Here is a 25,670-nt window from a genome sequence, read left to right as displayed (position 1 = left end):
AATAATTCTCCTAATTACTGGGAATCTTTTTATCTCTAAGCTTAACCTCCCTCATCTCTATTTTTTTCTACCTCTTGGTATATTCAAGTATAAGAAAATTGATTATAAAGAATGTGAAATTATATATTCAGTATTATCAATCAAAAATAAATTGATTTCTCCACTAGTTTTCCACTTTTATGTTCTAAACTATGAAACTATAAAAATCACATCACAATTGTGAGATTTGCTCTAAATTTTTGTTGAAGATTGTCCCCACAGCTTTTATCGGAGATGACCTCCGATAAAACTTTTCTTATGCCCTATATTGAGCGCCAATCATAATCATCTGAGAAATATAATATTAATCAGGATTGATGATTTAAGGTGCGTAGCCTATACAGGTTTAAGTAGGTACTGCCTACAATCCTTATCTATCAAAATTTTGAACTCTGAGGCAAATAATATGGCACTCGTAAAGCTTGAAGATTTTTATCCCAACTACCAAGAGGATTCCTTTGAATTAGATGACATCAAAAAATTTGATGTTTATGCTAACCGTAATGAAAGAGTAGGCTCATTATCAGATATTTTAGTTGATGAGCAAACAGGTAACTTCCGCTATTTTGTTGTAGATACAGGTTTCTGGGTTTTTGGTAAAAAGGTTTTGTTACCTGTTGGGTTAGCTGACATTCATTACACGGAAAAGCACATTTATGCCAAAGGCTTAACCAAGGAGCAAGTAGAAAATCTGCCTAATTTTGATGATTTAGAAAAGGTTGATTACGACTATGAGGAGAGAGTCCGTGGCGTGTATCGAGGTTCTCTTACCACTTCTGATATAACACAGCCTGCCATGTACGATCGCAGCACTTACAACTACGAGCAAGAACCTTCACTTTACAACATTGATAACCATGATAAACAAAGTCTGAAACTTTACGAAGAACGTTTAGTAGCCAACAAAAAACGCCGCAAAGCTGGTGAAGTAAAAATTGGCAAACACGTACAAACAGAAACGGCTCGTGTAGCCGTCCCCGTAGAAAAAGAGCGTGTGATAATTGAGCGTGTAAATCCTACAGATACAAAACCAAGCAATCCTCAAAACGCCTTCCACGATGGTGAAGTTGCTCGTATAGAAATTTACGAAGAAACGCCAAATATTTCCAAAGAAGCTGTTTTAAGCGAGGAAGTCCGAGTTAATAAGGTTGTAGATACCGATACAGTAGAGGCTAGTGAGACAGTTAGGCGCGAAGAATTAGATATAGATAGCGAAGGTCTTCCAGTTGTGGAAAAGGGCAATAAGCAATAAATAGGGAAGATTTATAATTTTGAGCGATCGCAAGCAACGCTAAGCGATCGCTTTATTCTTACCTTAAACCTTCTTTACAATCGATTATATTCATAACCTTGGATACTAAAACCTTTTTCCTGCAAAGAAATACGACCATTATTGCTGTCACCAATGATCAATTCAGCTTCACCTGATTGAGTTTGAGTCAAAGGAATAAATCGCACTTGATAGACATTGTTATCTTTAAGTGCAATGTAGCTAATCCAGGGTTGGTAATTATCGCTTTTGGGGATTCGCACCGCAGTAGTACGCAGTAAGTCTGTGCTATCTGTTGCTTTTACATAGACATTCATATACGGCTGTTCCCCACCATAAACACGTACTTGTCGGCTTTGGGTTTCAAAAAACAGCCGCGTATCTGATTCTGATGGATTGGGATTTGGCACAATATTAATCACATCTTCACGTACCCAACCAATATCATTAGTACCATCCGCATACCGGATACGATACCAAGAATATCTATCACCAGAAGGCTGATTTTTCTCCAGAATACTGACACGAGTACCAGCGGGTTTTGTGAGTTTAACATTGCTGTTCAGCGAGGGGCCAGAACGAATATTAATTTGCAAATTCTGGTTATTGGGGTTATTAGTTTTAAGAATCCCAATTTGTTGAGTTCCAGTAATCATCAAGTATCTCCTTGCAATTGATATGTAAAAATTGAAAAAATATAATTATTTATTTTATGTATGCAAAATCTATTTTTCTAGCTAATCCTAATCTAAAATTCAAGTCATTGACTATGTTTTTTAAACATATTAGCTATAAATCCTAGGAAAAAGAAGGTCAAAATCAGTATTATAAGAGATATCCAGTTAAACCCAAGACTAAATCCTTGAGTAGTATTTTGCCAACGCAAAATCCAGAAATAATTATTGCCAATAATAAACGAAGGTACTTCTAAGATTTTCAATAGTGGTATCAGCAAAAAACTAGAAATTAAAAGCAGACACAAAGCCATTAAGGTCAGATTTAACAAGTATTTAACAACTGAACGAGGTCTACTTTTATCAGTTTGATCAAAAGGAAGCTCTCGACAAGTCACATTAGCAGGTGCATAAATTGCCACACCTTCTTCCCTATCTTCAACTCGAATTGATTGTGGACAACGTAATAATTGCACCGCCATCCAAATATCGCCAATTGCACCTCCTGTATTGAATGCAATTACCCAAATTAACCAAGGTGCTTGGGGAAAAATTGCTAGTAGTAGTAAACCAATAATATCAATCACTATTAATGGTGCTAGACCAATTACAATAAAACTATTGCGGCGGAAGAAATTACCAGGTGAAGTTGCATAAGCTAAAGGTAATAAATATTTAACTTTCAATCCATAACGTGGCGAACCACCAAAGGCAGCGAATGCAATTCCATGCACGAATTCATGAATAATAATAGTTCCAAAAGTAATCACAAATAAAACCACAAAGGGGATAATTCCTCGCCAAGGTTCACCTTCAGAACTTTCTACATTAAAAATCAGCGTTTCTCCGTGAATAATAGCGTAATACCAACTTGCACCTGCTGCTGCTAGTATTAACAGTAATGAACCTAAGGTAGTCCAAATTAGTGATATTTCTGGAGTAAGCTCAAATACGTAAATTGGCTGATGGCGATTTGTCAGATTCATAAATCATTACTCTTTGCTACCCTTATTTTCCAGACTAATCATTTCCCGTGTTTCTTTCCTCACTCTCTGGGTTTATATTAACGAGTTATTTTGATGTAAATTTTATGTAATTTACTCAAACATCAAAATTGGTCTGTAAGGTTAAAAATTAAAAAAAAGATTGTTGCAAGTAAAAATTACAAATAATAAATATTTGGCGTTGCTGAATTAAGGGATGAAATTGCACGTATTGAAATTTAAAACTTCTTATCCTTTTTGCGCCTCTGGGTGTTAGCGTTTGCGTTGGCGTAGCCTCTCGTAGAGAAAAGGGGCGTAGCCCGATGAATAATCCCGCATTTATGCAACACCAAATATTTTATTTGTAAAACTGCAAATTCTCTGTGGAAAGTACAACATTTTTATTTAAAAGCTTGTTGTAGTTGTTGATTATTCAGAGATTTAATTAAACTCAAAGGTAGTGGTTTCTGACTAATAGTTTTAGTATAATCTGCGCTGAGGTAAGAAAGATAGCTTGGCTGTTGGGCAGCATAAGTTTTGAAAAAAGGAACGCTTAAAGCTTCAACATAGCTACGTGCTAATGCAGGACTAGAACCAATTACTTGTGTAGGAACCGGAACAACTGCATTTGATGATTCTGCAATAGTTGAAAAGTGCGTACCGCCATTTATTAGCGCTAAATACTTATTGGGAGTAGTTAACCAAGTGAATGGTTTAATCTGTTCTGGTAAAGCTGGAGCTACTGTATCATTACTGCCAGATACAATCATCACCGGAATTTTAATTTGGCTAAGACTGTCTTGCCCAAAAATCTGGCTATCAACAGGATTAATGGCAATAATCGCCTTCACTCTCGAGTCAGATAAATTATATTGAGCCTGTGGTAAACCTATAGCCAAGCACTGAAAAAATAACGAAATATTTAATGTATCTTCTGGGGCTGGACAGTCTTTTTCTAGTTGTGAAAAATTAATCTTTGCACCCGCCAATGCTAAAGCTGTATAACCACCGTATGATTGTCCAACTACACCAACCTGGTCTAAATTTAAATGTCCTCTAAATGCTGGGTTAGATTGTGATAAACGAGTGAGTTCATCTAGTAAATATTTCACATCTAAAGGTCGGTCAACAAATTCTCTAGGGTTAGTAACTCTATCTGCTGTACCTGATAATAATGCTTGCAACTGCTGAGAATTGCTACCAGGATGTTCGGGAACAGCAACCACAAAACCATAGGAAGCGAGATGTTCAGCTAAATATGCAAAACTGTTTCTGTCAGAACCTAACCCATGCGAAATTACAATTATTGGGCAAGGTTTTTGAGTTTTTGGTAAATAAATATCAGCAGGAAAAGTCCGACTACGTGATACATCATTGAGCGTAATAGTCTGCTTTTGCCAAGTAAAACTTCCTGGTTGTCTTAGGTTTATTAATGGTGCAACCTTATTTGTAGAAACAGTAGTTGCTTGTTGTTGAGATTGTTGGTTAATTAATGCTACCGCCTCCTGGGTTTGATTTACCAAATCCTGTAATGTATCTGCAATTTCCAAACTCCGTGCCAAATTAATAGAAATTGATGGAGCAGGAAATTTTTCTAGCACATCTAAAAGGGTAAAATCTTTTGGCTCTGTGGCTGCTGCTAAAATTAGTGCTGCACGAATTGCATAGAAACCTGATAAATGAGATTCTGTCTGAATAACTTTTCCTAAATTTGTTAACAGTCGCTCACCAATTGGCGTATAAAGAAACTGAGAAATTTCTGTGGCATTTAAAGAAATTGGAGTTACTAAGACTTTTCGTAATCGAGTTAGTTGCTTTTTATTTATAGAATTCGTATATGTAGCTAAATCCTCATCCACCTTACCTGTTTTAGCATAGGTATCAAGTGATTTAATTGGAATAGATTCTTCTAAAAGACCGTAAGAAAAATTTAGGCGCTCTGCACCTAAAGCCGGACGAACAGTTATTGTAGGCAAGATACTAATGCCAAAGGTGGCTAAAGCTAATTGTATACAAAGTGCTTTTTTTTCTACAAAATTACTATTTTTTATCTGCTTAACACCTTTTATTGCAGCAAAATATTTTCTGGTATTGCGTATACGGAAATATTTAGTAATTCTCGTTGGAACTGTATCAAAATTTAGCAATGGTGACTTCTTCATATTTATGAATTGGTATTACAAAATAAAATTTTCAGAAATTAAAATTTCGTAAAGATTAACATCGTCTTCTAGCAAACAGGCATGACCACTATCAGGTAAAATCTTGATTTGATGATTAGGAAAAATCTTAGCTAAATGTTGTGCTTCTTCTACTGAAGGTAAAAGCCGATCAGATTTACTAGCAATTATTAAGACAGGTTGAGTAGTTTGAGATATTTTTCGCTTGTCAACATCAAATTGTCTCATCAAAGTTAAACGCTGATTAGCTGTTGATTGAGGTGCAGAACGGGTTGATTTTAGAAGGGCTTCTTTAGCAGTAGATGAAATTTTACTTAAATGAGCCAGAAAAGGCAAAGCTATAAAAGATGAGAACTTATAAAAGAATTCTGGTGTCAACGGAAATAAAAGTGAACCTATAATTAACCAAGGTACACGAGAAAAAGAAGAAGCAGAATTAATTAAAATAACTCTTGTAAATAGTTGCGGAAATTTCTCTAAAACTTTTAGCGCCAAGCAACCCCCAAATGATTCGCCACAAAGGTAAACAGATGAACGTGGTGCTTTTTCTAGTTCTAGCTGAGTTAAAGCAGCTACTTGTTGTGTCATTTCATCCCAACCTTTTAAATCATCCGGTGGAATTACAAAACAACGTACATCAAAAGCAGTATCTAAACCTGCTGTTTGAATATACATCAATTCTTTTCCCGTCTCATCCATCCCTGGTAGAAATACAAATAAGGGGTAGCTAGGATTAGATGGTTGAGTATTTATAAAATAAGAATGACTGCGAACTTTAGATAGCATATTAGATTAATATCGATGATAGTTATGAAAGAATTTGAATTAAGAATCAACTAATTTAGCAACAGTACTATTTTTGTCGTCAACTATTTGTGTATTGATATAATCATTGGTTGATTGTAAACACTTTTGATCGGGTGGACTAGTTAAACTTAAATTAAGCAGGCTGGCAGCCCAACCAGCTGTCAGCCCTTGGAAAAAGACTGTCATCATAATTGTCAAAAATACTAAAGCTTTAATCGAATCACCGCCATTAATACCGTGTTTTGCAAGTGAAACTGCAAACAAAGAAGCTAAGGAAGCAGCTACAATTCCACGAGGAGCAACCCAACATAAAAATAATTGCTGTTGCCAAGTGTAACCTTGATTCCAAGTAGATATCAAAACATCAACAGGACGCACTATCAACATCAAGACTAAAACCGTCAGCACACTACCCCAACCCAAAGCGAAAACACTTGCAATTGATAAATCTGCTGCTAATAAAATAAACAATACTGAATTAGATAAAATGCTCAACTGTTCATTAAAGCGACGCAGCAAAGGCTCTGAAGATAGGTGACTAGCTCTTAAAACTATTCCCATAACTACAGCAACCACTAAACCAGATTCACCCTGCAACACCTGCGCTAAACTAAATAAACCCCAAACACTAGCTAAAACAACTAGATTTTTTAGCTCTCGCAAGAGGAATTTATCTTGCTTGAGAAGTTGAGATAGTAACCAGCCTCCGCTGATACCAATTGCTCCACCGATACCCAAACGCAAAACCAAACCTTTAATTAAGATTAGGGGTTGCACACTTCCACTCTGGACAAAGTGCAGCACAATTACAGACAAAATTGCACCAATTGGATCAATAAAAACGCCTTCTCCTTCTAAAAGTGTTGCAACTTGTTTTTCAACACCAATTTGTTTGAGTAGAGGATTAATCACTGTTGGGCCTGTGACGACTACTAAAGAAGCATAAAGAAAAGCAATTGTCCAAGGAAATTCACTAAGCCAGTGTGCAGCTATTCCAGCCCCCAATAAAGTAATTAACACTCCCAAAGTAACAAGATTGCGAAGACTAGTAGAAACTGCTTTTAATTCTCCTAGTTGTAAATTTAAACCACCTTCAAATAAAATCAGCGCCACTGACAGCGAAACTACAACTTCTAACCCTACACCTAACAAAGATGGATCTAAGAAAGCTAAACCATCTCGCCCTAGAAGAATCCCAAATAAAAGTAGTAAGACAATGCTAGGAATTTGAAAATAACCAGCAAAAACTTGAGCAGCAATACCAGCCACAACCGTTACACTGATCAAAATAGTAATCTGCAAGGATTCTTCCATAAGAAAAACTTCAAATTTTGCTGTACAACCTCCTATGCTCAAAAGCAAAAACTATCAGCAAGTTGGGTAACTTGTTGATGTAAAATTTTCGGTTCATAACACAGTTTTGATAAAAACTTTGTAAGAATTCAGCACCCAGGAGCGGAGCCGGAGACGCTCCGCCTCCGGTCAGAAGTCAGAATTTAGAAGTAATTTAGTAGATGAGTAAATTGATTCATCAAAATTATTTAACCCTTCTGACTCCTGAATTCTGACTCCTGAATTCTGACAAAACTCTAAACATTAGCTAAAGCTTTTCCTGGTACTAATTCTACCTTCACCCAGCCTGGTTGCCGTTTGTCAAATGCCTTGTATGCATCAAGAACTGACATTAGCGGTTCAATTTGAGTTAAGACTTTTGTGGGGTCTACTGTGCCATTACGAACCAAATCTACCAAAGTAGGAATATACTTGCGGTGATTACAATTACCCATGTTTATAGTCAGATTTTTGTTCATCGCCATGCCAATAGGGAAGAAATTGTGGCTTGGTGGATAAACTCCAATAATTGAGAGTGTACCAGCTTTGGCTAATGCTTGAACTGCCCACTCTAATACTTGAGAAGGAGCATTACCAGGATGCCAATTGCCATTTTGCGGATTAGTTTTAGGGGCAATTTGTTGTAACTGCTGCTGAAATTGTTTTGCTTCTTGTCGGGCTTTTACAGCTGCTGGGCCACTATCAGGAGCATTCGCATCTACACCAACTGCATCGATCGCTCGATCCACCCCTATTCCCCCAGTCAGTTCGCGGATCGCCTCAATCGGATCTTCGGCATTATAATCGATGACTTCTGCGCCTAAATCACGCGCCATTTCCAATCGTGAGGGAATTGTATCCACTGCAATGATGCGTCCTGCACCAAACAGCTTGGCGCTGACGATCGCAAACTGCCCAACGGGGCCACAACCAAATATAGCTACTGTATCTCCTGGTGTAATCTCTGCAATATCGGCTCCAAAGTATGCCGTAGGGAAGATGTCAGACAACAGAATTGCTTGGTCGTCTGTAACCTCTTTTGGTAGTTTGACTAACCCTGCATTGGCGTAAGGAATCCGAGCATATTCAGCTTGCAATCCATCAAAGGGGCCAGCGGCTTCTGGGCCTCCGAAAAAGGCTGTGCCAGCATTATGTCCGTGGGGATTAGCGTTATCACATTGAGCGTGATACCCTGTACGGCAGTAAGAGCAGTAGCCACAGGCAATTGTTGAGGGAACGACGACGCGATCGCCTACCTTAAGATTCCTGACATTAGAACCAATCTCTTCAACAATACCGACCCCTTCATGTCCGAGAATAGTACCGGGTTTCATCCCTGTGAATGTTCCCCGAATCATGTGTAAATCTGTGCCACAAATTGCACTGGCAGTCAATCTAATTATCGCGTCTGTTGGGTCTTTAATTTTTGGCTCTGGTACGTTATCTAATCTAATATCTCCAATGCTGTGAAAAACTACAGCTTTCATGACAAATGCTCCTATATTTATGAGGTTTACATTTCAAAACAAAACTCTGTGCGGTAATTTTATCTCCTACAAAAAAGAGAAAATCTTTATGTAATTTAGTCATGACTACTTATAACAAAATTAAACTTTATGTAGTTAAATCCAAAATAAGATTAAGTTTACTTTAGCCTACAAGACATACACACTCAGACACTATAGTATCGATATTGCTATAGTTTCTTATCGTCCTTTAGAAAGATATAAACTGTGGAGAGTGTGGATAGTAAGTGACTTGCAAAAATAATTTAATGATGGTGCTTGGCGTGATGGATTTTCCAGAGAAATTTAACAAAACCGAACTAGACAATTTTACACAATATATCTCTATCTCAAGAAATATTTTCTTACCAATTCAACATCTACATTTAAATAGAGGGGAAACTATACATAATTAATGTCACTGTCTTTACGGGAATGCAAGCCGAACATACAGTTAAAGTGAGTGGAGAAGCCAAAGAAATTTTAGAGAATCACGAACACTTTCAAATAACTTCTAAGTTAGTGTTTGTAGTGTTGTGGATTTGGCGCTGTATTACAAGAGAAAGGATGGCGAAATTTGCCATTATTTATTTTGTCATTACAGCGATCGCAGTCGGTGCAATTTTCTATGGCGCTCACTATGGCGGAGAATTAGTGTATGAATACGGTGTGGGTACAGCAGTACAGCCTGCTGTATAAAAACAGAAAAAGGCAAAAGAAATTTATTTTAGCTGATTGCCTTGTCCCATACATTGAAATAAGCATTGTTTAACATCAATGTAATTACCTAAAATAGTAGAGCTACTCCATACTTGGTGTTTCTTCAAATTGAACCATTATCAAAACAGCTGGCCCATCGCCTACGGTTCCAGAGAGATGACCCTTACGGCCTTGTGCATCCTCCTTTGTACCCTGATCTTCTCCAAAGGAAATTTCGCCAACACCCATCTCGACTCGCTGTCCGTCCATAGTCTCCACAAACCAGCGTCCTGACAAAGGGATGATCCACTGGGGTTTCGGGTTTTCATGCCAGTTACCAACCCATCCCACAGGTAGCACAGTGAAGGTGATTGTAGCACCAGACTGTTTCAAATTAGAAAGCCACTGCGGTGAAGTATCCGGGGCTATGCCTTTTTGAATGAAGTCTTCAATTTGACGACGGGATTGGTGACTTATACCGTCGTCGTCAGCCCAGACGTGCCAGTATTCAATTGTTGGTTTCGGTGATGAGTTATTCTGCATAATAATGGCTCTTTTTGATCCGAAATGTATTGAAAGGCGAACTAGAAATTAGGAATTACGAAATTCTAATCGTATAATTGCGTCCTTCCCATTTGCTGCTTTTAATCCAGAAAAAGCTAAAGTTGATGGGCTGTTGCTGATTATCATAAAGTTTAAACAAGTTTTTTGCTGGTGCAATAGCGAGGCTCGATACCTGGTGAACCAAATGCTTGTCCTTGACCAAGAATTTTTATCATAATTTATTGTAGAGTTCAGCGCTGTAATTGATATTTATTTGATTAAAATTTATTGAGAAGTTTGAGAAGTTCTTCGAGCAGTGGTTAAGGATTTAGCTTCAATAAAAATTTGTTTGATCTCAGGATGCTTTTGGCGAATGTTTGCTTCTAAACTTTCTACAGTTAAAGCTATTTCTTCACCTGTAAGATTGTGAGAGAATTGAAGTTCTAAGTTGAGTAATACTTCTTTGGGAGCAAGTTGCATTGTTAGCACTCGGATAACTTCTTTCACTCCTGGTTCCGTTTTTGATAAAGAACGGATATTAGCTATAGTTTGAGGCTCGGCACTTTCACCAACTAATAATCCTTTACTTTCTCTCGCTAGTACCACTGCTACTATAGCTAAGATAATGCCAATAATAATTGAGGCGATACCGTCCAAATAAACATTATTAAATAGATGACCTAAAAATATGCCTATTAAGGCAACAAATAAACCTAAAATCGCCGCAGTATCCTCAAATAATATTGTAATTACTGTGGGGTCTTTACTGCTTTTGATAGCCTGCCAAAAATTTTGTTTACCCTTCGTCGGCAAAAACTCTTTTAAAGCTACAGTCCAAGAAAAACCCTCCAATAATATTGCCATACCTAACACAATATAATTCCACATTGGGTCTTCTAAAGGGCTAGGGTTAATTAAATGAGTAATTCCCTCATAAATTGACATCCCGCCACCAATGGCAAAGATGAGGATAGCAACGATAAAAGTCCAGAAATAAAGTTCTTGACCGTAACCAAAAGGATGACTATCATCTGCTGGTTTTTGGCTCCTGCTAATTCCCAGCAAAAGTAATAGTTGGTCGCTAGTATCTACGATTGAATGAATACCCTCAGATATCATGGCAGAACTGCCAGTAATAGAAGCAGCGACAAATTTAGTAATAGCGATCGCTAAATTCGACCCCATCGCCGCAAAGATTGTTTTTTTAGATGAATCAGTTGCCATGATTGTAAATATTAGCTTCTAAACATTTTTATCAATTATCAGAATAGTTTTAGAGCAATTCCTAATTTGTAGTAGAAACTTCTAATCCACCATCAAGATAGGTAACTTCCCATTGAGTTTGTTCGCCATCGCGCCAAAAGCGTAATCCCACCGTAGCGTCTCCCACGGACAAATTTGTGAGTTCTAAATCGGGTAAGAAATCTGGTAGATTTGGCTGTACTTTTAACTGTGGTTTTGAAGCATCAGCTTCGAGTCCTAAAATAGTACGAATGAGTAAGAAAATTGAACCAGCAGCCCAAGCTTGGGGTATATTAGCGTCTGGGTAGGGGACTGGAAAGTTATTATCTTGGCGTTCAATTCCCGCAAACAATTCTGGCATTCGCCCAGCTTGAAAATAACTAGCAGCAGCAAAAATACCCTCGGCGATGCGATTAGCTTCTTGGTGATAGCCGTATCGCTTTAATCCTGCGGCAATAATAGAGTTATCGTGAGGCCAAACACTACCCCGTTGATAACTAATCGGGTTATATGCCGGATTTTCAGATGAAAGAGTCCGTACACCCCAACCACACCACATATCTGGTTGAAAAAGTCGGTTAACAAGTTTTTTTGCTCGTTCCTGTGGGACAATACCAGACCAGAGGAGATGACCAGGATTTGAGGCGATAGACTTAATTTGTTGCTTGTTATTATCTAAGCCCAGACAGTAAAAGCCTTCCTCTTCCATCCAAAAGCGATCGTTGAATCGTTGATAAAGTTCTTCGGCTTTTTGACGTAGCTTTTTGGCTTGTTCTTTTTCGCCCCAAACTTCATAAATTACAGCTGCCCTCAGCCATGCATCATAAACGTAACCTTGCACTTCACACAAAGCGATTGGCGGCTCAACTAACTGCCCATCAGGGTAAACTATTGCATCACCCGAATCTTTCCAACCTTGATTGCGTAATCCTTTTGACGAATGAGTTAAATACTCAACAAAGCCATCGCTGTCAAAGTCGCCGTATTTGTCAATCCAATTTAGGGCCTTTTCAAGTGGCGCTCGACACTCATCAAGCATACTGACATCGGCGTTCCAGTTATAGGCTTCAGCTAAAGTAACAATCCAAAGGATGGTAGTATCTACTGTTCCGTAGTAGGGATGATATGGAAGTAGATTTAATGTAGTTAACTCATCGCGGCGCATTTCGTGCAGCATTTTGCCCGGTTGGGCATCGTGCCAATCATCCAACTCAGTTGCTTGGAGTTGAGCCAGTTTGAGTAACGTGCCACGGGCAAATTCATGATAAACTGCGATCGCTTGCAAGCTAGCAATTATTGAGTCACGCCCAAAAACAGCAACAAACCAGGGAATACCAGCAGCAGGCATCCAAAATTGATGTCCATTATCATCCACCTCAATGCGTAACGCTCCCATATCTGCGATCGCTTGCTGATAGTATTCGGCAATTTCAGCATTAGACGATCGCAACTTTGTGGCATTAGTCAGAAATTCATCCCTAACCTTTCCCGCTTTTGTATTGTGAGGTACAGCGCAGGTATTTTGAGGTTTGAAAACTTTTCCATCTGCTAAGGCTGTAAAATTGACACAAGTGTGCCATGTTTTCCCAGGAGCGATGACCACATCAAACATTAAACGACCATTGGCATAGCGTGGCTTAGAAGTACCACAAACTGGCTCAATCACAATACCTCGCAAGAAAGAGCCGTTGCAATATTCAGTAGTGAGTACACCATTTTTCCATGTGGTTTGTATTTGACCTCGCGTTAATATTTGTTGTGATTTAACATCAAAAATATCCGCGAAATCAGAACGCACAGCTAGCATTAATTGAAATTTAACAACTTCATTGTGATAGTTAGTTATATCAATATCTTCATGCATACCTTCCACAATGTCTCGCCCAACGGTTACAAGCAAACTACCAGGGGGTAAAGAGCCGTTGATAATAGGAAGTTGTGGGTTAGTAAATTGATAAAGGGCATCATGATGGCTGATATTGCTAGAGGCTAACAGCGAAAGTCGGCAGCGGTTGAGGGAAATTTCGTAGTAAGAAATTAGCCGTGTGTCCCAAACAAAAAAACCTTGAGGTAAATTTTCGTCGATGGAACCATCACTAGCCGTTACTAAAAAAGAGGAACCATCGTTAATAGTTATTAAACCCGAATTGACAGTAACTTTTGTAGGCATTCTCAATTAACCATTCTCTGTAAAACCTGGATATAAAGTCATTCCACCATCTACAAATAGTGTTGTACCGTTGACATAATCAGAGTCATCAGAAGCCAACCAAACTGCTGCTTTAGCGATGTCCTCTACATCTCCCACACGTTTTGCTGGAATTAGTTTTAGTAAATTCGCCTCTGCTTGTGGGGTATCCCAAGCTGATTTGTTAATTGGGGTTTTGATTGCACCAGGCGCAATACTATTAACACGAATTTTGTGGGGGGCAAGTTCTTGGGCAATACTTTGCATCATCATATTAATGCCACCCTTGCTAGTAGCATAATTAACATGACCTGCCCAAGGAATTACCTGATGTACGGAACTCATACAAATAATTTTACCTGCCGCACAAGAAATATCAGGCTTCACACCTCGACGCAAGAATTCCTTCGCAGCTTCCCTAGCACACAAGAATTGTCCCGTTAGATTTATCCCAATCACTGCATTCCATTGATCGAGGGTCATATCTATAAATGCTGAGTCTTTTTGAATGCCCGCATTACTTACTAAAATATCAATAGTGCCAAATTGTTTAATGGTCTGGCTGAACATTGCCTTTACTTGGTCTTCTTTGCTGACATCGGCTTGAATAGCGAATGCTTCTCCATTAGTAGCTTTGATATCATCGACAAGTTTTTGGGCTTCTTCAGCTTCAGAATGATAGTTAATAGCTACTGCTGCACCTGATGCAGCCAAAGAGCGAGCGATCGCTTCACCAATTCCAGAACTAGCACCCGTCACAAGTGCTTTTTGACCTTTAAGTAGGTAAGGGGAATAACTCATAATACTTTTTCAGAATTTTTGCTATGTATTTTCATTTGCAAAGTTTGAGGATGGCTGATATTGAAAACTTATGATTGAATCCAAATTGAAGCAAGCTGTCCGACATTTAAATTTTTATACTAATTACACATTTTGCTTATGTGTTTAATTTTTGACAGCTATTTTGATGATTCTGTCATTACTTTAGAGGTTTGCCTGAATTAACGCTTCTAGCCATTGGAATAATAAATATCTCTACCGAAAGAACTATAAAAGTTTCATCACGATTTCATTATTGGATGAAATCTTTAAAGGATAAAGTCAGTTGAATGTATTTCTGAAGCTAGAGAGAAACTTTATAATATTTTTTTATGTTGATTGATTTATACAAGACTCAGATTGAATTTTTGCGAAGCTAGTACAGAATAAGTACAAAGTCTGTTGAATATGTCTAGTCAAACCGATGTACAAGTACAAAGAATTAGAGCTATTGGCTTAACCGTGACAAACTGCGATCGCTCTTGGGAATTCTATACACAAGCACTTGCTTTTGAACTCGTTTCTGACATTACTGTTGAAGGACAGGATTACAATGATTTAGAAGGTGTAACTGGGGCAAAAATTCGCATTGTCACTTTACGATTAGGTGATGAACTTATCGAGTTGATGGAGTATATTAATATCCAGGGTAAACCCATCCCCAGGGATTCACAAAGTAATGACCTGTGGTTTCAACATCTGGCGATTGTCGTGAGTGATATGGATCGCGCTTATGCACAAGTGTGTTCATTTCCCATTCAACCGATTTCAGTTGCGCCGCAGACAATACCACCTGGAAATGAAGCATCAGCTGGTGTCCGCGCTTTTAAGTTTAAAGATCCTGATGGACATGATTTAGAGTTAATTTGGTTTCCGCCTGATAAAGGACAAGATAAATGGCATCAAAACACGAATCGCTTATTTTTAGGAATAGATCATAGTGCGATCGCAATTTCTAACACCGAGCAGAGTCTACACTTTTACCGCGATCTTCTGGGAATGCAAATCGATAGCCACAGTCTCAACTGGCGTGCAACCCAAGCGCGTATGGATAATTTACCAGGAGCAGAAGTCAAAATTACAGGACTGCGACCTGCTCAAGGTGGCGTAGGGATTGAGTTGTTAGACTATCTTGTACCCCCTAAAGGTCGTCCTATACCCAGTGATTGGAAAAGTTCCGATATTGCAACGGTGCAAGTCCAAATCATCGTTTCCGACATCGAGCAGATTGTAGATAAGCTGCGTCAGCACAAAGTTCAGTTGGTTTCGCCCAGAATTGTGCAGTTTGCAGATAGCTCCCAGCCTTATAAGCAGGGTTGTCTAGTTAAAGATCCAGACGGACATACAATATTGCTGCTTACCCAATAGTGAAACCAAAGTCAGGAAACAACTATTGTTAGAGGGTGCTAAAAGCTTTGATGTCTTCAAACTTAGCTTGTTTTTGCATTTCGTAGCTAATGCGATCGCAAACTAATTCGCATAAATCAAATTTGAAAAATCTTATCCTATTAGGCTGTATGCCAGACCAAACAGTACAATCAGAGTCACAATTACATAGAAAAAATGGTTTTTCTCAACACCAAGCTCAGGGAACTACATTAGCTTTACTTGTTCCTCCTATTGATATCTTGGCTGCATGGACTTATTACAAACAAGGCTATGTAGACATTAAGATAGCTACATTGCTCTGTATAGGTTTTGTATTAGGTGGGTGGTTTGGAGCAAAAATAGGAACAGAATTATCGAATGTAATTTTGGCGAGAATTTTTGGAGTTTTACTACTGGGAAGTGCTATCAGAGTCATGTTTATAAATCCAGGCGATTCTAATTTATAATTTATTTCTTCTGTTCAATTGTTTTTGCTGTTATATTGGGGAATCTTTACTGTAAAAATTGTTCCAACACAAACCTCACTTTCTACATAAATTTCTCCTTGATGCAGTTCAACACATTTTTTAACCACAGCCAACCCTAGTCCAGTACCAACAATTTTGCTCACATTCTCAGCACGATGAAAAGGCTCAAATAAATGCTGCTGAAATTCGGAGGGGATACCTATGCCAGAATCTTTCACTTGGAAAAGTATTGCGTCTGATTCACATCTGAGAATTAACAATATATCTAACTCTTCTGGTGAGTATTTTATAGCATTAGAAAGTAAATTACTGAGAATTGAGTAGAGCAAATTCTCATCTAATTGGGCATGAGTACAGTTACTTTGCGTGACAAATTTAATCGGATGTTGTGGTTGATTGCAAAACTGGATGTCTTCAATTAAGTTAAGACAAAATGCTTCCAAATCTATAAGTTCTGGATGAAATTCAAGTTTACCAGCTTCTGCCCTAGTCAAAGTCATAATATCTGTCAGCAATTGATTCATTGACCGAGCTGAAGATTGAATCCGATGTAAATTTTTGACTTTCTTTTCTTCTGTCCACTGCTGGTTGCTCTGAGCTAACAATTGAGCCGAGCCTAAAATTATACTTAAAGGTGTGCGGAATTCATGGGAAACCATCGAAAAAAAACGCAGTTTTAGTTCGCTGAGTTCTTTTTCTTGAGCTAATGTCCGTTGAAGAGCTTCTGCTTGTTGGCGCTTAACTAATTGTTGATAAAGCAAGGCGTAAACAGCTAACAAAATAGCAAAACTTAGCACAGTACCCAAGAATTCAATCAACATCCGGTTGTGAATATTTTGCTGAGAATGTTTAACCGATATTTCTAGTAACTTTTCTTCCCTAGCCTGTAACTGAGCCAAAGTTTGGCGGATTTCGCCACGAGTTTGGTTAATTCGCGTAGCTTGTATAGCAAAGGTTGATTTGCCTACTTGTTGCAGGTTAAGCGACTTTTTGGAAAGTTCAACTCTTTGAGAAATTAAGACTTTAAGTCTCATTAGTTGCTGCTGTTGAGAAGAGTCATCAGCAAGTTGTTGTTGTAACTTTTCGACTTTTGCATCTAAGCTTTGGATTGCCTGATCGTAACGTTTAAGTTCTGATCGCTCTCCAAACAGAATATACCCTCTACGTCCAGCTTCAGCATCAGTCAGGGTAGCAAAGATATCGATCAGGCTTTTCATTACCTCATGTGTGTGCTTTACTTTATTGCTACTTTCAATTAATTGAGTAGCATTTTGGTAAGAAATAAAGCTGACAATACCCATTAATAAAAAGGATAAGCCAAAACCAGAGGCAATCCATTTTCTTTCTAGCGACCATTTCATAACGCTACCTTTAAACTACCCTATTTTTACCCGATATTTGCCCCTTAATTCTTCAAATTATTGTTAGATTAATAATTGAATTAACCTCTTATACACTATATATTCTCCCAACCATTTTAATTATTTGGTTTGGAGAATTTTAATTTTGAGCTATCTTTACCAACAAACATATTATATATAGTAGCCGAATTTGATTCATCAACTTACTTGTGTGGTACGCTTTACTCAGTGTAAGCGCGATAGACAGGCTTACCATCAATCCGATAGTGTGGGATTGATGGTAAGCCTGACAAAGGCTATGCGTTAGGCTGAGTACAGCACCTGGCTTTCTTGCAGATAGAGCAATACAGTTTAGAAGATTATAGTTTACAGAGGTTTTGGAAAAAGTTTTTTGTTTCTTTATGTTTAACCAGTTATTACCCGATTTCTACCCGATTTCTACCTGATTTTTCAACATATAAGGTGTACAGTTCAAAAAAGAGAAAAATTCCGATAAATATTTCAGTGTTGGTGAAACTTATATGTCTCGTTCTCCAGTTAATATTGCTAACATTGTTCTGACTCATGACCAGTATCATAAGCTCAAAGTTTATGCAGACAATCATCAAATATCTATTCACGAATCAATTCGGTTACTTATTGATTCTCTTCCTGAACCCTCTCAACCCAGGAAAAATTTAAACACAAGGTATTTGTTGCTATCTTCGAGAAGATTTCTGCAAAGCTTTTTTGATGTTCAAAATTAGCTGCTATAACTTGCTGACAGAAAATGTATAAATTTCCTAGTAGAGTAAAAGCTAAAACTTATCATAATCCAGTATTGAAAAAGCAGCAGAAGGATTATAGGCAAGATTCAAGAAATAGATTTTCCACTAATACCCAAAGCCAAATATCGAATACTAGAGAAAGACTATTTGTAGTTTGGTGCATATTAATGGTAGCAGGATTAGGACTGGCTATCAATTTGTATCAATTGCAAATTGTGCAGGGAACAAAACTTACCAAGAAAGCCCGAAACCAGCAAATGGTGACTTTGCGACCTTTTACGCCTCGACGAATGGTTGTAGATCGCAATAATCATGTCTTAGCTCTTGACCGGATTGTGTATACTCTATACGCCCATCCACAACTGTTTCAAAAATCGCAAGAGGAAATAGCACAACGCCTAGCTGTAATACTTAATAAAAATGCTGATGAATTAGGCAAAATATTTCAAGGTCAAAAAACTGGTATTTTGCTGGACTCTGCTGTCCCAGAAGAAATTGCTACTCAAATAACCGCATTGCACCTCAATGGCTTGGAACTAACTCAGAAATACTTACGATTTTATCCACAAGAAGATTTAACCGCAGATGTAGTGGGTTACATCAATACAGAACGTCAAGGTCAAGCTGGCGTAGAATACAGCCAAGAAAATTTATTAGCGCGTTCTGCACAAACTATAAAACTCAGGCGCGAAGGAAACGGAGCATTACTATCAGATGATGCGCCTGTGGGATTTCTCAGTGTTGATGATCTGCAACTACAACTGACTATTGATAGCCGCATCCAACGGATAGCGCGTACAGCACTCAAACAGCAAATGGAAAAGTTTGGGGCGAAACGCGGAGCAGTAATTGTCATGGATGCGTTAGATGGTTCATTGCTGGCTTTAGTATCTGTGCCCAGTTATAACCCCAATCAATACTCCAAAGCTGATATCTCACTGTTTAAAAATTGGACAATAGCAGATCTTTATGAACCAGGATCGACTTTCAAGCCTTTGAATGTGGCGATCGCATTGGAGACTGGTGTAATTAAACCAGATGATGTGTTTGACGATCCTGGTTTTATGAGAGTTGCCGATCGCATTATTAAAAATGCCGAGCAAAACAGCGATCGCATAATTAATATTGCTCAAATTTTACAACACTCTAGCAATGTTGGCATGGTGAAAATTATGCAACGATTGCCACCTTCAATCTATTACCAATGGCTCCAACGTTTAGGGCTAGGAGAAAGCATAAATACAGATTTGCCATTTGCAGTTAGTAGTCAGCTTAAAAGCCAAGAAAAATTTAGAGCCTCACCTATTGAAGCGGCGACGGCTTCCTTTGGACAAGGCTTTTCCTTGACACCACTACAACTAGTGCAATTGCAAGGAGCTTTAGCTAACGGTGGCAAACTAGTCACACCTCATGTAGTTAAAGGACTGATTGATAGTCAAGGACAGATGCATTATTTACCCACTTTACCAACACCACGCCAAATTTTCTCACCCATGACAACTCAACAGGTGATTCAAATGATGGAAACAGTGGTGGAAAAAGGCACAGGAAAAGCATCAAAGATTGCGGGCTATCGTATAGCTGGCAAAACTGGTACGGCTCAAAAAGCTAGTTCTACTGGTGGTTATAAAAGAGGCGCTTATATCACCAGTTTCTTGGGGATATTACCAGCCGAATCTCCTCGTTATGTAGTTTTAGCATTGGTAGATGAGCCGAAAGGAGCAAATGCTTACGGTGGTACTGTCGCCGCACCAATTGCTCAATCTGTGATCAGCGCACTGATTCCCCTTGAGCAGATTTCGCCAAGTCCAGGAGTCAAGTAAATATATGACATTGGGAATATTGCTTTGGCGATCGCGCTAATTTATCTTAAAACTTAGGGTGCTAAATTCTTTTTTAATACAACTATCAACAACAGAAAAATTAGAATTTTTAATCACTGATTTCTTAACTCAATTATTTATAAATCAACTTGGTATTTTCAGAAACTTTATTTCAGTTAAATTTACAAATAAGGAAGTAAAATTGCCGTGTCTTCGTATAAAAAATTTACCAACAAAACATCACAAATTCAGACTTTACCTAACCTGGAGTTTTGGAAAGGAGTTGGTCAAGTAGCGGGTGGTACGCTCCTATCAATTACTATGCTGTCAAGTTCTGTGTTAGCGGGAGGATTAGTTGGGTTAGCTATTAGTTTCCGGAATCTGCCAGATGTGAGACAACTACGAAACTTTTTCCCCTCAGAAACAACTTATATATATGATATTAAAGGCAAGCTTTTAGCACGTATACATGGGGAAGCTAATCGACAAGTAGCGCCCTTAGATGCAATTTCTCCCAATTTAAAACGAGCTGTATTAGCTAGCGAAGACAGCAGTTTCTATGAGCATCACGGGATTAACCCCGTCGGTATTGGACGTGCGGCGATTACTAACTTAACATCTGGAGATGTGCGAGAAGGTGGTTCTACAATCACCATGCAGTTAGTGAAAAATTTATTTTTATCTCAAAAGCGTGCTGTTACCCGAAAAATCGCCGAAGCAGTATTAGCCATTCGGTTAGAGCAAGTTCTTAGTAAAGACCATATATTAGAGATGTACCTCAACCAAGTTTACTGGGGACACAATAATTATGGTGTGCAAACAGCAGCACGCACTTACTTTAACAAATCAGCCGCAAATTTGACTCTAGGGGAAGCTGCAATGATGGCAGGTTTAATTCCCGCTCCAGAAGAATTTAGCCCGTTTGTCAACATGAAATTGGCTAAACAAAGACAAAAAGAAGTACTGGGGCGAATGTTAGAATTAAATTGGATTAGCCAACAAGAGTATAATGATGCTCTCAAACAACAAATCAAACTTGGCAAAATCAAGTCTTTTCAAGGTAGTGCTTTGCCTTATGTTACCAATACCGTTGCTCAAGAACTAATTAAAAAGTTTGGGCGTGAAGCACTGATCAAAGCTGGAATGCGGGTACAAACAACAGTAGACGCAGACTTCCAATTGATGGCAGAAGCAACTATCAAGAAATGGCATAGAACCCTTGAAAGTGAAGGGATAAATAAAAATCAGATGGCTTTAGTTGCAATTGATCCTCGCACACACTTTGTTAAAGCACTAGTAGGTGGTGTAGATGCAAAAACTAGTGAATTTAACCGCGCAACTCAAGCACAGCGTCAGCCAGGATCTTCTTTTAAGCCGTTTGTTTACTATACCGCTTTTGCTAGTGGGAAATTTACACCAAATACAACGATACTAGATACCCCTGTTAGTTATAGAGATGGTAGTGGTTGGTATTACCCACGCAACTACGATAATAGCTTCATGGGAGCAATACCAATTCGTACTGCCTTAGCACTGTCCCGTAATATTCCGGCAATCAAGCTTGGTAAAGCTGTGGGCATGAATAAAGTTATTGAAACTTGCCGTACTTTAGGAATTATGAGTCCAATGGTTCCGGTAAGTTCTTTACCATTAGGTGCAATTGGTGTCACACCACTGGAAATGGCTAGTGCTTATGCCACGTTTGCTAATTATGGTTGGCAATCACCAGCAACGATTATTGCTCGTGTGACTGATAGTAGTGGCAATGTGTTGCTAGATAATACTCCTAAACCGCAACTAGTTCTTGACCCTTGGGCATCAGCCGCAACTTTAGACGTGATGCAGACGGTAGTTAATGAAGGAACTGGTAAAGGCGCAGCTATCGGCCGTCCAGCCGCAGGAAAAACGGGTACAACCTCCTCAGAGAAAGATATTTGGTTTATTGGCACTGTACCGCAGTTAACGACCGCCATCTGGGTAGGGAGGGACGACAACCGACAATTAGCTCACAGTGCAACGGGTGGAGGTACGGTAGCTCCTATCTGGCGTGATTTTATGCAGAAGGCACTTCAGGGTGTACCAGTAGAAAGATTTCAGCCACCTTCTAAGTTTCCTCGTCCTAAATCAGATTGAAAGTATTAAGGTTAGATATTGGGATTGATTTTAGTTTTTTAATTCACAAATATTTGAGAAATGCGGATTTTGGTAGTTGAAGATGATGCGCAACTAGCAGAGATGCTAATGGAAGCCCTCACTGACCGTCAATATGTGGTGGATGTAGCCCAAGACGGAGAAGAAGCATGGGATTTTGTTAAGGGGTTAGAATATGACTTAGTAGTGCTAGATATTACTTTACCCAAGTTGGACGGTGTCAGTTTTTGTCAACGCTTGCGATCGCGTCACCATAGTCTGCCTGTCCTCATGTTAACAGCGCGGGATACCCTGGCTGATAAAGTTACCGGGTTAGATGCAGGTGCAGATGACTATATGGTCAAACCTTTTGAAATGCCAGAGCTAATGGCTCGTATTCGCGCACTGTTGCGCCGTAATCAAAGCGCCACATCTTTCCCAGACCTAAGTTGGGGTAGTCTCTCTTTAAATTCCAGCACTTATGAGGTCAACTATGCTGAACATCCCTTACATCTGACACCAAAAGAATTTGCCCTTCTAGAACTCATGGTTTCTAGTGGTCGGCGGGTACTCAGTCGCACTGGAATTATTGAGCGTATTTGGTCACTCAATGACCCACCTAGCGAAGAAACGGTTAAATCTCACATTAAGAGTCTCAGAAATAAACTTCGAGAAGCAGGCGCTCCTGATGATTTGATTGAAACAGTTCATGGACTAGGCTATCGCCTAAAACAGCTTTAGAAAACTACCCGATTTCTACCCGATATTTACCCGTTACCTCCACAATTAATTGTTAAAGTTCTATAAAGAATAACTCCTTTGGAACACCACAATTTCTCCAAACCATTTTAATTATTTAGTTTGGAGATTTTAATTAATCAAGAATTATTAAATATTGAAAACTGCAAAATTCCAGTTTTATTCCCGACGAACTTAAGAGTGCATTTACCCAAATAAAGCTCACCTATCCTTGGCGTTACTGAAAGGTAGGTGGGCTTTATTTTTGAACTAATTGTTTCTAGAATGAATTAACTTTCTCAATAAAATTTAAATTGGGGCTTTTGGTAAGCAACAAGGTTTGTTGACTGTCAATGGTTAACAGCTAAAACAAATATGTTTCACAACTAAAATAAGACTGCTAGAGTTAATGATTTTGATTAATCCCCGATTTTTACCCGATTAATACCCGATATTTTGACTTCTAAGACGTAACATCTCAGAAGACCAGCAATTTTGCAACATGGTTTTAGTTTTGAGTAAATTTCTATGTCGCAATTCTCAGTAAATATTGCCAATATTGTTCTGACTAGCGAGCAATATCTTAAGCTCAGAATTTATGCAGAGAATCATCAAATATCAGTTCATGAGGCGATTCGGTTACTCGTCGATTCCCTTCCTGAACCCTCCAAAGCCAGCAAAAAAATAGATAAAAGCCATCCGTTTTTAAGATCTAGAAAGTTTTTGCAAACTTTTTTTAATGCTCAGTAATTTAACTCTGAGCGCCAGCAGTTAATTAAAAATCTTTGAGTTTTGTAGGTAGAAATTTGACCATGAATAATCTTGTTCCTCTGAATTTAGTTGAGTCTCTAGAAAATCTGGCTCTAGAAACACCAAATTCTCAGCCAACTTATGCATTAATTTCAGTTCATGGTGACCCTACAGCGGAAATTGGCAAAGAAGGAGCAGGCGGACAAAATATCTACGTGCGGGAATTGGGATTAGCATTAGCAAAAAGGGGTTGTCTGGTTGATATGTTTACCCGACGTGAACACCCCAATCAAGAAGAAATTGTAGAACTAGCACCAGGGTGTCGCACAATTCGTCTCACAGCAGGGCCTGCAAAATTCATTTCCAGAAACGAGTTATTTGAACATCTACCAGAATTTGTAGAAGCTTGGCTAAACTTTCGTAAGTGTTCAGGGCGTAACTATGCACTGATTCACAGTAATTACTGGCTTTCTGGTTGGGTAGGATTACAACTCAAATCTCAACTGGGATTACCTCAAGTTCATACCTATCATTCCATAGGAGCAGTTAAATACCGTGATGAGCAAAATCCGCCACAGATGGCTGTGATTCGTCATCATGTAGAAAAAGCAATTTTAGAGCAAACAGATTGTGTAATTTCCACCAGTCCCCAAGAAGTAGATGACCTCCGCCAATTCATTTCCCAACAGGGAAGGATTAAAATCATTCCCTGCGGTATTAATACTGAACATTTTGGTTCTATTAGTCAGAAAATCGCCCGCCAACAGTTAGGAATTAGCTCCGATTCTCAAATAATTATGTATGTAGGGCGCTTTGACCATCGCAAGGGAATAGAAACCTTAGTCAAAGCCTGCGCCTTTTTGTCTGATTCATTTACACTCTATCTAGTTGGTGGTAGTCGCGAAGATGGCGCAGACTTTCAAGAGCAACAACGCATTCAAGCCTTAGTTAAAAAGCTGGGATTGGCAGCAGTTACAGTTTTTACAGGACGTATTTCTCAAGCCTTGTTACCTGCTTACTATGCAGCTGGAGATGTTTGTGTTGTACCCAGTTATTACGAACCTTTTGGTTTAGTTGCAATTGAAGCAATGGCAGCAGGAACACCTGTAATTGCTAGTAACGTTGGAGGATTGCAGCATACGGTAGTGCATGGGAAAACCGGGCTATTGGTTCCTCCTGGCAATCATCATGCTTTAGCCAGAGCTATTGGTAATCTGTTAGCAAACCCTAGTCTGAGGCAGTTTTATGGTAATGCTGCACATAATTGGGTTCAGTCTCGTTTTAGTGCTGAGGCTGTCACTAATCAAATTTATGAACTCTACCAATCTTTAACGCTTTCTATGTTTGTTCAAGAAATAATCCAAACTAATAATTTAACTCCAAACGTGGAAAAGCAAATTCAAACTTTGTTGAAGTCAAAAGCTTTAAAGCCTAGCGAAATTAAAGCTCTAGAGAAATTAGTTGACTCTTTTTCTAATGGTACTGTGCAGTGGGTAAATAATTGAGCCAAAATTAGCAATTTTCCAAGGCAATGTGAGTTGATTAATGTGAAATTTAACTTTCATCCGTAGGCAAATAGTGTAATGGAAATAGAGGAAAAAAAACTTATAACCCAAGAAGGGAATAATGTAATTGTGTTAAAACCTAAAGTGCGACTAGATATCAGCACATCTTGGCAACTTCGCTTGAAATTACAAGAGTGTATTTCTCAAATCAGTTGCTGTGTAATAGTAAATCTTGCTCAAGTGATTTTCATTGATAGTGCGGGTCTAGCTGCTTTGGTAGCTGGAATGAGGAGTATTCAGCAATTTAAGGGAAGATTCTGCATTTGTAATCTGCTTCCTGAAGCCAAATTATTGTTTGAAATCACAATGATGGACACAATGTTGGAAATTTTTGACACTGAAGAGGAAGCTTTAAATAATTTACTGCCAGCGTATCTATAACTGATAATTTTGACGTTC

21 protein-coding genes are annotated in these 25,670 nt (G+C 38.6%); 10 read left to right on the top strand and 11 right to left on the bottom strand.

Annotation, left to right across the window (positions count from 1 at the left end; translation table 11 throughout):
* The first annotated feature begins 445 nt into the window (after positions 1 to 445).
* Positions 446 to 1,291 (top strand): DUF2382 domain-containing protein, encoded by an 846-nt coding sequence (locus AACU32_RS19210; protein ID WP_096602366.1) that lies wholly within the window; start codon positions 446 to 448, stop codon positions 1,289 to 1,291.
* A 74-nt stretch (positions 1,292 to 1,365) separates the two neighbouring features.
* Here AACU32_RS19210 and AACU32_RS19205 read toward each other — a convergent pair whose 3' ends face one another.
* The 6 genes from AACU32_RS19205 to AACU32_RS19180 all read right to left on the bottom strand — a co-directional run bounded on the left by AACU32_RS19205 (position 1,366) and on the right by AACU32_RS19180 (position 8,772).
* Positions 1,366 to 1,965, bottom strand: a complete 600-nt coding sequence (locus tag AACU32_RS19205) for an SH3 domain-containing protein (protein WP_096602364.1) — start codon at positions 1,963 to 1,965, stop codon at positions 1,366 to 1,368.
* A 104-nt stretch (positions 1,966 to 2,069) separates the two neighbouring features.
* On the bottom strand, positions 2,070 to 2,969 hold the full coding sequence (locus AACU32_RS19200) for a DUF3267 domain-containing protein (protein WP_096602362.1): 900 nt from the start codon (positions 2,967 to 2,969) through the stop codon (positions 2,070 to 2,072).
* A 398-nt stretch (positions 2,970 to 3,367) separates the two neighbouring features.
* A complete protein-coding gene (locus AACU32_RS19195) occupies positions 3,368 to 5,128 on the bottom strand; it encodes an alpha/beta hydrolase (RefSeq protein ID WP_096602360.1) in 1,761 nt (586 codons plus the stop codon).
* A 15-nt stretch (positions 5,129 to 5,143) separates the two neighbouring features.
* Positions 5,144 to 5,932 carry an alpha/beta fold hydrolase gene (locus AACU32_RS19190; protein ID WP_096602359.1) on the bottom strand — a complete coding sequence of 263 codons (789 nt, stop codon included), beginning with the start codon at positions 5,930 to 5,932 and terminating at the stop codon, positions 5,144 to 5,146.
* 39 nt (positions 5,933 to 5,971) lie between these two features.
* A complete protein-coding gene (locus AACU32_RS19185) occupies positions 5,972 to 7,267 on the bottom strand; it encodes a cation:proton antiporter (protein ID WP_096602357.1) in 1,296 nt (431 codons plus the stop codon).
* A gap of 275 nt (positions 7,268 to 7,542) precedes the next feature.
* Positions 7,543 to 8,772 carry a zinc-dependent alcohol dehydrogenase gene (locus tag AACU32_RS19180; protein WP_096602355.1) on the bottom strand — a complete coding sequence of 410 codons (1,230 nt, stop codon included), beginning with the start codon at positions 8,770 to 8,772 and terminating at the stop codon, positions 7,543 to 7,545.
* A gap of 408 nt (positions 8,773 to 9,180) precedes the next feature.
* On the opposite strand from AACU32_RS19180, the gene AACU32_RS19175 reads away from it, so the two are divergent.
* Positions 9,181 to 9,489: a DUF2231 domain-containing protein gene (locus AACU32_RS19175; protein ID WP_339378692.1), complete on the top strand. Its 309-nt coding sequence runs from the start codon at positions 9,181 to 9,183 to the stop codon at positions 9,487 to 9,489.
* Positions 9,490 to 9,591: 102 nt separating this feature from the next.
* Here the strand turns inward: AACU32_RS19175 and AACU32_RS19170 are convergent, their stop codons facing one another.
* The 4 genes from AACU32_RS19170 to AACU32_RS19155 form a co-directional block, all read right to left on the bottom strand.
* Positions 9,592 to 10,032 carry a cupin gene (locus tag AACU32_RS19170; RefSeq protein ID WP_096602352.1) on the bottom strand — a complete coding sequence of 147 codons (441 nt, stop codon included), beginning with the start codon at positions 10,030 to 10,032 and terminating at the stop codon, positions 9,592 to 9,594.
* 285 nt (positions 10,033 to 10,317) lie between these two features.
* Positions 10,318 to 11,256: a cation diffusion facilitator family transporter gene (locus tag AACU32_RS19165; protein ID WP_096602350.1), complete on the bottom strand. Its 939-nt coding sequence runs from the start codon at positions 11,254 to 11,256 to the stop codon at positions 10,318 to 10,320.
* A 61-nt stretch (positions 11,257 to 11,317) separates the two neighbouring features.
* Positions 11,318 to 13,444, bottom strand: a complete 2,127-nt coding sequence (locus AACU32_RS19160) for an amylo-alpha-1,6-glucosidase (RefSeq protein WP_096602349.1) — start codon at positions 13,442 to 13,444, stop codon at positions 11,318 to 11,320.
* Positions 13,445 to 13,450: 6 nt separating this feature from the next.
* Entirely contained in the window at positions 13,451 to 14,263 is an 813-nt protein-coding gene (locus AACU32_RS19155) for an SDR family oxidoreductase (protein WP_096602347.1), read from the bottom strand.
* A gap of 426 nt (positions 14,264 to 14,689) precedes the next feature.
* Between AACU32_RS19155 and AACU32_RS19150 the strand changes: the two genes are divergently transcribed.
* Complete coding sequence (locus AACU32_RS19150; protein WP_096602345.1) at positions 14,690 to 15,649, top strand: VOC family protein; 960 nt, start codon at positions 14,690 to 14,692, stop codon at positions 15,647 to 15,649.
* Between the two features lie 149 nt (positions 15,650 to 15,798).
* Positions 15,799 to 16,116, top strand: a complete 318-nt coding sequence (locus tag AACU32_RS19145; protein WP_339378082.1) for a sulfite exporter TauE/SafE family protein — start codon at positions 15,799 to 15,801, stop codon at positions 16,114 to 16,116.
* Positions 16,117 to 16,130: 14 nt separating this feature from the next.
* Here the strand turns inward: AACU32_RS19145 and AACU32_RS19140 are convergent, their stop codons facing one another.
* A complete protein-coding gene (locus AACU32_RS19140; RefSeq protein ID WP_096602342.1) occupies positions 16,131 to 17,498 on the bottom strand; it encodes a sensor histidine kinase in 1,368 nt (455 codons plus the stop codon).
* Between the two features lie 769 nt (positions 17,499 to 18,267).
* Between AACU32_RS19140 and AACU32_RS19135 the strand changes: the two genes are divergently transcribed.
* The 6 genes from AACU32_RS19135 to AACU32_RS19110 all read left to right on the top strand — a co-directional run bounded on the left by AACU32_RS19135 (position 18,268) and on the right by AACU32_RS19110 (position 25,652).
* Complete coding sequence (locus AACU32_RS19135; RefSeq protein WP_096602340.1) at positions 18,268 to 20,088, top strand: peptidoglycan D,D-transpeptidase FtsI family protein; 1,821 nt, start codon at positions 18,268 to 18,270, stop codon at positions 20,086 to 20,088.
* A 207-nt stretch (positions 20,089 to 20,295) separates the two neighbouring features.
* Entirely contained in the window at positions 20,296 to 22,221 is a 1,926-nt protein-coding gene (locus AACU32_RS19130) for a transglycosylase domain-containing protein (RefSeq protein WP_339378081.1), read from the top strand.
* Between the two features lie 60 nt (positions 22,222 to 22,281).
* On the top strand, positions 22,282 to 22,959 hold the full coding sequence (locus AACU32_RS19125) for a response regulator transcription factor (RefSeq protein WP_096602338.1): 678 nt from the start codon (positions 22,282 to 22,284) through the stop codon (positions 22,957 to 22,959).
* A gap of 525 nt (positions 22,960 to 23,484) precedes the next feature.
* The gene (locus AACU32_RS19120; protein WP_096602336.1) at positions 23,485 to 23,706 is read left to right on the top strand and encodes a hypothetical protein; all 222 of its coding nucleotides are present in this window, start codon (positions 23,485 to 23,487) and stop codon (positions 23,704 to 23,706) included.
* 62 nt (positions 23,707 to 23,768) lie between these two features.
* Entirely contained in the window at positions 23,769 to 25,211 is a 1,443-nt protein-coding gene (locus AACU32_RS19115; RefSeq protein WP_096602334.1) for a glycosyltransferase, read from the top strand.
* 78 nt (positions 25,212 to 25,289) lie between these two features.
* The gene (locus AACU32_RS19110; RefSeq protein ID WP_096602332.1) at positions 25,290 to 25,652 is read left to right on the top strand and encodes an STAS domain-containing protein; all 363 of its coding nucleotides are present in this window, start codon (positions 25,290 to 25,292) and stop codon (positions 25,650 to 25,652) included.
* The last annotated feature ends 18 nt before the right edge of the window (positions 25,653 to 25,670 follow it).

Source organism: Calothrix sp. NIES-2100 (genome assembly GCF_963875285.1).
In the GTDB taxonomy this organism is placed as follows: Bacteria; Cyanobacteriota; Cyanobacteriia; order Cyanobacteriales; family Nostocaceae; genus Aulosira.
Note: the sequence above shows the minus strand (reverse complement) of the source record. Positions and strands in the feature narration are given on the sequence as shown.